Annotated in this window: 6 protein-coding genes; 4 read left to right on the forward strand and 2 right to left on the reverse strand. The window is 55.3% G+C overall.

Annotated elements, in window-relative coordinates:
- Nucleotides 1-231: 231 nt before the first annotated feature.
- Genes IBX59_RS14500 through IBX59_RS14510 form a run of 3 tightly spaced genes read left to right on the forward strand, consistent with a single transcriptional unit; the run spans nucleotide 232 to nucleotide 3,106 of the window.
- Nucleotides 232-1,200: an NAD(P)-dependent oxidoreductase gene (locus IBX59_RS14500; protein ID WP_296376827.1), complete on the forward strand. Its 969-nt coding sequence runs from the start codon at nucleotides 232-234 to the stop codon at nucleotides 1,198-1,200.
- A 4-nt stretch (nucleotides 1,201-1,204) separates the two neighbouring features.
- A complete protein-coding gene (locus IBX59_RS14505) occupies nucleotides 1,205-1,951 on the forward strand; it encodes a class II aldolase and adducin N-terminal domain-containing protein (RefSeq protein WP_296376829.1) in 747 nt (248 codons plus the stop codon).
- Nucleotides 1,952-1,963: 12 nt separating this feature from the next.
- Nucleotides 1,964-3,106 carry a TauD/TfdA family dioxygenase gene (locus tag IBX59_RS14510; protein ID WP_296376831.1) on the forward strand — a complete coding sequence of 381 codons (1,143 nt, stop codon included), beginning with the start codon at nucleotides 1,964-1,966 and terminating at the stop codon, nucleotides 3,104-3,106.
- A gap of 56 nt (nucleotides 3,107-3,162) precedes the next feature.
- On the opposite strand, the gene IBX59_RS14515 is transcribed toward IBX59_RS14510, so the two are convergent.
- Nucleotides 3,163-4,593, reverse strand: a complete 1,431-nt coding sequence (locus tag IBX59_RS14515) for an aldehyde dehydrogenase family protein (RefSeq protein WP_296376833.1) — start codon at nucleotides 4,591-4,593, stop codon at nucleotides 3,163-3,165.
- Nucleotides 4,590-6,173 carry a GMC family oxidoreductase gene (locus IBX59_RS14520; protein WP_296376835.1) on the reverse strand — a complete coding sequence of 528 codons (1,584 nt, stop codon included), beginning with the start codon at nucleotides 6,171-6,173 and terminating at the stop codon, nucleotides 4,590-4,592. Before IBX59_RS14520 ends, IBX59_RS14515 begins: the two co-directional genes overlap by 4 nt.
- Nucleotides 6,174-6,344: 171 nt before the next feature.
- On the opposite strand from IBX59_RS14520, the gene IBX59_RS14525 reads away from it, so the two are divergent.
- Nucleotides 6,345-7,274, forward strand: coding sequence for a LysR family transcriptional regulator (locus IBX59_RS14525; protein ID WP_296376837.1), 930 nt, complete (start codon nucleotides 6,345-6,347; stop codon nucleotides 7,272-7,274).
- The last annotated feature ends 325 nt before the right edge of the window (nucleotides 7,275-7,599 follow it).

The following is a 7,599-nucleotide window of genomic DNA, read 5'->3' on the forward strand; positions in this document are numbered from 1 at the left end:
TCGTCTGTGAATATGTTTGCGGACATCTCTCTCGTCCTCCTTGCTTCCAAAATTAACAAGCAAGGCGTCTACAAATCTAGGGGATATTCAGGCCCATCACCGTGGATATGGTTCTGATCCCTCAATGAACGTCTAGTTCCTATAAAAACGACCCCTCGGCCGCATCATCAGTCGTTTCACTTTTGGACCATGATTTTGCAGGGTTCCAATAGATTTTTGAGAGGATATCAAATGAAAGTGGGCTTTATCGGACTAGGCAACGTGGGGTCAAAATTGGCAGGAAGCTTGCTGCGCAACGGGCATGACCTGACAGTTCTCGACGTCGACGCTGCAAAGGTTGCCGAGTTTACTGCGCTAGGTGCATGGCATGCAGAGAGCGCGGCTGAACTGATGCGCGACAATGACGTGGTGATCACATGCCTGCCGTCACCGGCGATTTGCGAAGCCACGGTGACGCAAATGCTGCCCGAGGTCACGGTTGGCAAAACGTGGATGGAGATGTCCACCACGGATGTGAATGTCATGAAGTCACTGGCAGCACAGGTGCAGGCGGCGGGCGGTGCTGTCGTAGAATGCCCGGTTTCGGGTGGGTGCCACCGTGCTGATACTGGCAATATTTCCATCTTTGCCGGCTGTGATCGCGCAAGTTTTGAGCGCGTTCTACCCTTGCTGACCACATTAGGCCGTCGCGTGCTTCACACGGGTGACATCGGCACAGCATCCGTGTTGAAGGTCATGACAAACTATCTTGCGACCGCGAACCTGCTGAGCATAAGCGAGGCGCTGGTGACGATGAAAGCCGCCGGAATGGACATGAACACCACCTTTGAGGCGATCAAGATTTCCTCTGGCACGTCGTTTGTGCATGAGACCGAAAGCCAGATCATTCTGAACGGATCCCGCGATATTTCATTTACAATGGATCTGGTGAAAAAGGATATCGGCCTGTTCCAGCAGATCGCCGAAGACGCGGGGGTGCCGCTGGAAATCAGTCCACTGATGGTAGCGATTTTTGACGATGGCATCGCTAGATACGGGGCGCGCGAACTGTCGCCCAATATCATCAAGCGTCTTGAGGATGCGACGGGCTTGAGCGTTCTGGCACCAGGGTTTCCCGCGCAGCTGACCGATGACGAACCCGAAGAGCAAGGCTATGAAGTCGTGCCGACGGGCCGCGCCGGCCCACTTGCAGCGGAATAGCACCATGAACACCCACCCTAACATGGACCATTGGGCCGAGCGCTGCGACCTCGCGGCAGCGTTCCGCTGGGCAGCTAAGCTTGGGATGCACGAGGCGGTGGCCAACCACTTCAGCCTGTCTGTGAATGACGATGGCACGCGCTTTTTGATGAACCCTAATCAGGTGCATTTCAGCTTGGTACGGGCCTCTGACCTGTTGTTGATCGATGCGAATGACCCCGCGACGTTGGACCGGCCCGATGCACCAGACCCTACCGCATGGGGGCTGCACAGCTCGATCCACCGGCTTTGCCCGCATGCGCGCTGCGTCATGCACACCCATTCGATCTTTGGTACGGTTCTGGCTTCGCTCGCGGACAGCCGGTTGCCCCCAATAGACCAGAATACGGCGACATTTTTCAATCGATATGTGATCGATGACCAGTTTGGCGGGCTTGCGTTCGAAGAAGAGGGGATGCGCTGCGCGAGCATGCTGTCTAACCCAGCCCTGAAGGTGATGATCATGGGCAACCATGGCGTGCTGGTTATCGGTTCCAATGTGGCCGACACATTTAACCGCCTTTACTACTTTGAGCGCGCAGCCGAGACCTATATTCGCGCATTGCAAACAGGCCAAGTTTTGCGCGTGCTCTCCGATGAGATTGCGGAAAAGACAGCGCGTGAGCTTGACAACTACCCAGGTCAAGCCGATGCGCATCTGTCCCAAATCCGTCGCATCCTCGACCGTGACGCACCCGATTACGCCAATTGAGAAAAGCGCAAAATGAACACTCATATCTCTCTTTCAGACCGCGGCCTGACCATCACATTCGGTACACAGCCTCAGTATTTCAATTATTACTGGCTGCGCGATGCCTGCGTCAGTTGTATCGACCCGCAAACCCGCGAGCGTATTTTCGACAGCTCTGCGCTGCCAAACCCACCAAGGGCAACAGACGCATGGATCGAGGGTGATCACTTGCGTCTGTCTTGGCAAGATGAGGCAGTGGTGTCGTCTGTCCCAATGCTGCTGCTGCGCGATGTGGCGGATCAGGGACGCCTATATGATCCTGCTGATCTACCGCAAAAGCTTTGGTCGAATGAATTCGAGCCGTCTATTGCGCGCGTTCCACAATCTGACGTGCTGCACAGCGATGACGGGCGGGCACGGTTTTGCAGGGCACTGATCGAAGACGGGATCGCTATTGTGACTGGCATGGAGCCCAGTAAGGAAAGCCTGACCGCGCTTGTGGAAACGCTCGGCAGCATCACCCCTTCCGCCGAAGGTTATTTCTTCGAAGTACGCGTCGAAATCGCGCCCACCAACCTCGCTTTCACCGCTGGCCCACTAGAAATGCATACAGATTTGCCGGGCGAAGAAGCAGCGCCGGGCCTGCAATTCTTGCATTGTCTGGAAAACACGGTTGAAGGGGGGCTTTCACTGTTTCTGGACGGTGCCGCCGTGGCCGAAGCTTTGCGCGCGGAAGATCCCGAAGCATTCAGGCTTCTTGCGACTTACGAGATCCCGTTTTTCTACAGACATGACAGGTTAGATTATCGCGCCCATCAGCGAGTGATCGAAACTGACCAGCAGGGCAACGTGACTGGCGTGACAATTTCTCAGCATCTGCAAGACACGTTGGACCTGCCGCAAGATTTGCTGGATGAGTATTATCCGGCTTTCATCAAGTTCATCCGGCTTATGCAGGAGGATCGCTTTGTGGTGCGTTTCCGCTCTCAGGCCGGGAATTGCGTAGTATTTGATAATCACCGCATCGTGCATGGGCGCGAAGGCTATGTCGCCGATAGCGGCAAGCGCCACTTGCGTGGTTGCTATTGTGATCGTGGCGCACTGCGCAGTACCTACCGTGTGCTTGCAAAGCAGGGGTTTGACGGGGCTGTTGCGCCCGTGCGTGAAACCGCTTGACGAGCAAAATTGCAAATTGACCGGGCTGTCATGCCCGGCCACCAAAGCTTTTTTGATCAAAACTGAAAGGGTGGGCGCACCTTTACCTCGTAAAACTCGGCCAGCCCGTGCGCCCCACCTTCACGGCCATTGCCGGATTGCTTGAAGCCCCCGAAAGGTGATCCGTAATCCACCGCCCGCCCGTTAATGTGAATGCCCCCTGCGCGCAGACGCCGCACAACGCGCAAAGCGCGGGCTTCATCGCTTGTTGATACAAAGGCATCCAGCCCATAGGGCGTGTCATTAGCTATGGCGATTGCGTCGTCTTCGGTATCAAAGGGGATCATCACCAGCACCGGACCAAAAATTTCCTCTTGGGCGATAGCCATGTCGTTGGTCACATCGGCAAACAGGGTCGGCTTGACAAACCAACCCGCCTCGAACCCCTCGGGTTTGCCCATACCCCCAACGACTAGCCTTGCGCCTTCATCAATGCCCTTTTGGATCATGACCTGCACGCGATCATATTGGATTCTGTCGAAGAGCGGGCCAATATGGTCCCCTTCTTGCAAGGGATCGCCCACTGTTTGTGATTGTGCAGCTTGCGCCGCAATGGTCACGGCCTCGTCGTAAACGCTGCGTTCCACCAGCATCCGCGTGGGTGCGTTGCAGGACTGACCGGTGTTCGAGAAACACTCGAATACGCCCTCTTTGACTCGGGCCTCTAAATCAGAATCGGCGAAGATAATGTTGGGTGATTTGCCTCCCAATTCCAGCGCCACGCGCTTTACGCTATCGGCCGCATCCTTTGTCACTGCTGTGCCAGCGCGCGTAGAGCCGGTAAAGGATATCATCGCCACATCTGCGTGACGGGACATTGCTGAACCGACGCTAGGTCCATCTCCAAAGACAAGGTTAAAAACGCCTGCCGGAAAGCCCGCCTCGTGAATCATCTCAGCATAGAGCCGCGCGGAAAGCGGTGTGTGTTCTGACGGCTTGAGTACACAGGTATTACCCATCGAAAGCGCTGGAATGACTTTAAGTGCAATTTGATTGACCGGCCAGTTCCATGGGGTAATCAACCCACAGACGCCGATCGGCTCATGGGACACGATATCGCCGTTGGGCAGTATCTCTTCCTCAGGCATCGCATCAAATGCATCCAGAAAAGCCCGCAAATGCCCGGTACCAGAGGCCGCCTGCTGTTCGCGCGAAAGCGTAATCGGTGCGCCCATTTCTGCCGTGATGGCCTGCGCCATCTCTTCCTCACGTTCTTCGCTGATCTCCAACAAACGCGCCAGAAGCGCGCGCCGCTCGACTTTTGGTGTAAAGCTCCACGTTTCGAATGCGGTTTTGGCAGCAGCAACGGCAAGGTCTACATCCGCCGCATTGCCCATTGTCAACGTGCCTATTTGGCTGTTTGTCGCGGGGTTCAGGATCGGCATAGTCTGTGCGCCCTGCGGCGCAATCCAAGCACCGCCGATGTAGAAGTGGTTCATTTCGATCATCTGTTATCCTCCAGAATAAGCTCAGCCGCACGGGCGGCAAGCATCATGGTTGGCGCATTCGTATTGCCCGACGTGATGTTCGGGAAGGCCGAAGCATCAACAACACGCAAGCGACCCGTGCCATGCACGCGCAGCCTTGAGTCCAAAACGGAACGTCTGGGGTCATCTCCCATCGGGCAAGTGCAACTTGGATGGAACACAGTAGAGGCGCGCGCGCGAAAATCCGCAAGCAACGCATCGTCGTCCAGCGTCATCAGGTCAGGGCCAATGGCATCACGTCGTGTCTGGGTCATGGTTTTGCTTTGCGCGAGGCGTTGCAAAAGTCGTCCTGCACGGATGGCGGCGTTGCAGTCTGCATCCGTTGTCAGGGAATTGGGCCATATACCCGGTTGGTCGTCAGCCGAGGGCGACGTGATGCAGATTCTGCCACGGCTGGTCGGCCGACAGGGTTGCGCGGACAAAATATAGCCCGGTGCGCGGGTCACCTTTGGCCCTTTTGGGCCATAGGAATAAACCATCGGGTTACAATAAATCTGGGTATCCGGCACGCCTTTGTCACCCGATGCAATATACCCCCCAACCTGATTGACCGGCACCGCAAGCGGGCCACCGCGTGTCATCAGGTAGCGTACCCCGCTTTTCAAACGCCCGTAAGGCGCGCCAAGGATGGCGTTGAGTGTTCTTTGATTTGCAGCAAAGCTGTAGGTGATGGCGAGGTGATCTTGCAAGCCCTGACCGACCGAAGCCAGAGGGTTATGGACGGTAATGCCATGTGATTGCAGTAAGCTGCCCTGACCGATTCCAGACAGCTGAAGTATCTGCGGTGAATGTATAGCACCCGCACAAACGATGATTTCGCGACGCGCTATCGCCTTGATGGTCTTGCCATGCTGGCGGTAGATCACGCCGCGCGCTTCACCAGCATCGAACGCGATGCGCTGGACTTTCGCATGCATTTCAAGCCGAACGCCGTGGCGTTTTAAGGCCGGACGCAGAAAAGCATCCGCTGCTGACCAGCGTCTCCCATTCCACACTGTGCTGCGATAACGGCCGATCCCTTCGGTACCGACATTCAGATCTTCAAGCAGTGGCCATCCAACATCTTCAGCCGCGCGCAGAAAGTTTTGTGAAAATGGGTGCATGTGCCGCGAAAGATCGCTGATCCGGATCGGGCCAGTTTCAGGACGATCGTCTTGTGCCTCAAGCCTGTCATAGACTGTGCGGACTGTTGACCAGTCCCATCCCGTTGCGCCAGACATTGCCCAATCGTCGAAGTCGGTGGGCAAGCCGCGCATATAAGCCATTGCATTGATCGAACTGCAGCCACCAACGACCCGTCCGCGCGGCCACGAACTGCGTCGCCCAGCCAAGCCTTCGTCAACTTCTGTCTCGCAGCGTATTGAAACGCGTGGATCAGTATGGGCAAAAGCATAGCCCAGCGGCACCTTTATCCAAAAGCGCCTGTCTGAACCGCCGGCCTCAAGCACAAGGACCCGGTTTCGCGCGTTCGCGCTCAGCTGATCTGCGAGCACACAGCCCGCCGAGCCAGCGCCGATGACGATGTAGTCATATTCTGTCATCTGTGTCTCCTGGCACAATTAAGGTTATCTCTGACCTGCGTGAACAAGAGCTGCAAACAACGAGTCTTCTGGCTAAGGGGGCGATATTTTTAGGCCTGGAGCAGTCGAGGCGCTATTTTCATAGGTCTGTTATCCAGTACATACTGGACATGTCCCACAGGAGCGTTGTCCATGTCGAAATTACCCCATGTCACCTGGTTGCGCGCTTTTGAGGCTGCTGCCCGATATAGCAGTTTTTCTAGTGCAGCTGATGAGTTGAACCTGACGCCGGCAGCAGTCAGCCAACATATCCGTCTTTTGGAACAGCATCTGGGTGTCAGCCTGTTCAAGCGGCTACCTCATGGCGTTTTGTTGACAGATGTGGGGCAGGCTTATGCGTTGCCGATCCGCAAGGCCTTTCGTGAGATGCAGGATGCGACGTCTGGACTATTTTCACAGCGGCGTAAACGGCACTTGCATATCAGAACCTCCATCACTTACGGATCGCTGGTGCTTGCGCCCCGGCTGGCCGCATTCTCTGTTTTGCAACCGGATATAGAACTGCATATGTCAACCACGGTTTGGTCTGACAGGCTGGACGATACGAGCATTGATATCGACATCCGTTACGGCACAGGCGACTGGCCCGATCCACACATGTGGCAACTATCCCATGAGACGGGAATAGTCGTTTGCTCTCCTGATCATGCGGCGCGGTTCGGTAAAAAGCCAGATATTACGTCGATGGCAACCGATCGCCTTGTGATGGTCATGGGATCAGAGATTGAATGGCAGCGGTTGTCATCACACTATTCGCTTGATCTAGGCCAAGCGGCTTATACCACCAAAGCGGATTCGTCGCTTGTGGCCCTGCAAATTCTTTTGGGTGGCGGATGCGCAGGCATTATCCATGAAAGCTTTGCAGCCCCATATCTGGACAAAGGGTTGCTGGTAAGCCCATTCAAATATCGCCTGCCAATCCGTGAAGCTTATTTCATGATTATTGAAAATCAGGCGCTTGAACGCTCTGAGGTTTCTGAATTCCGGGATTGGCTGCTCAGCAGCGACCAAATACAAGATCGCGGGCGAGACCGTACTTCATCAAACCAGCGACAGGCTTGAGTTCTACCAAGCATATTAACGGTCTTCAATCCCTTGTACTGAGGGATCAACTTGCGTGTTGTTTGACGAAGTCTTGAAAAAAGAGTTTGCTAGCTTCCCTGTGCCGCATAGAGCTTGAGCGGCAGCTTTTTGGCAAACCAAATCTTGGATTGAAGGGCAGTGCTGGGCCGTTTGCGATTAAAGTTGGGCAGAATGGGGCCTGAAGCTACATCAACCCGCGAATGCGGGTTTCGCGCTGGGTTTGCGGCCGAATGTCGGCGAATGCAGCTGAATGCGGGGTGACAAATTTCGCGATATCAAAGGCTTGTTGGCTAAGCACCTGTTT

The organism is Yoonia sp., from assembly GCF_014859355.1.
Classification (GTDB): Bacteria; Pseudomonadota; Alphaproteobacteria; order Rhodobacterales; family Rhodobacteraceae; genus Yoonia.

Bases quoted from the DNA above. Each gene is read 5' to 3' on its own strand.
- IBX59_RS14510 (WP_296376831.1), top strand. From the start codon at position 1,964: ATGAACACTCATATCTCTCTTTCAGACCGCGGCCTGACCATCACATTC.
- IBX59_RS14500 (WP_296376827.1), top strand. From the start codon at position 232: ATGAAAGTGGGCTTTATCGGACTAGGCAACGTGGGGTCAAAATTGGCA.
- IBX59_RS14505 (WP_296376829.1), top strand. From the start codon at position 1,205: ATGAACACCCACCCTAACATGGACCATTGGGCCGAGCGCTGCGACCTC.
- IBX59_RS14515 (WP_296376833.1), bottom strand. From the start codon at position 4,593: ATGATCGAAATGAACCACTTCTACATCGGCGGTGCTTGGATTGCGCCG.
- IBX59_RS14525 (WP_296376837.1), top strand. From the start codon at position 6,345: ATGTCGAAATTACCCCATGTCACCTGGTTGCGCGCTTTTGAGGCTGCT.
- IBX59_RS14520 (WP_296376835.1), bottom strand. From the start codon at position 6,173: ATGACAGAATATGACTACATCGTCATCGGCGCTGGCTCGGCGGGCTGT.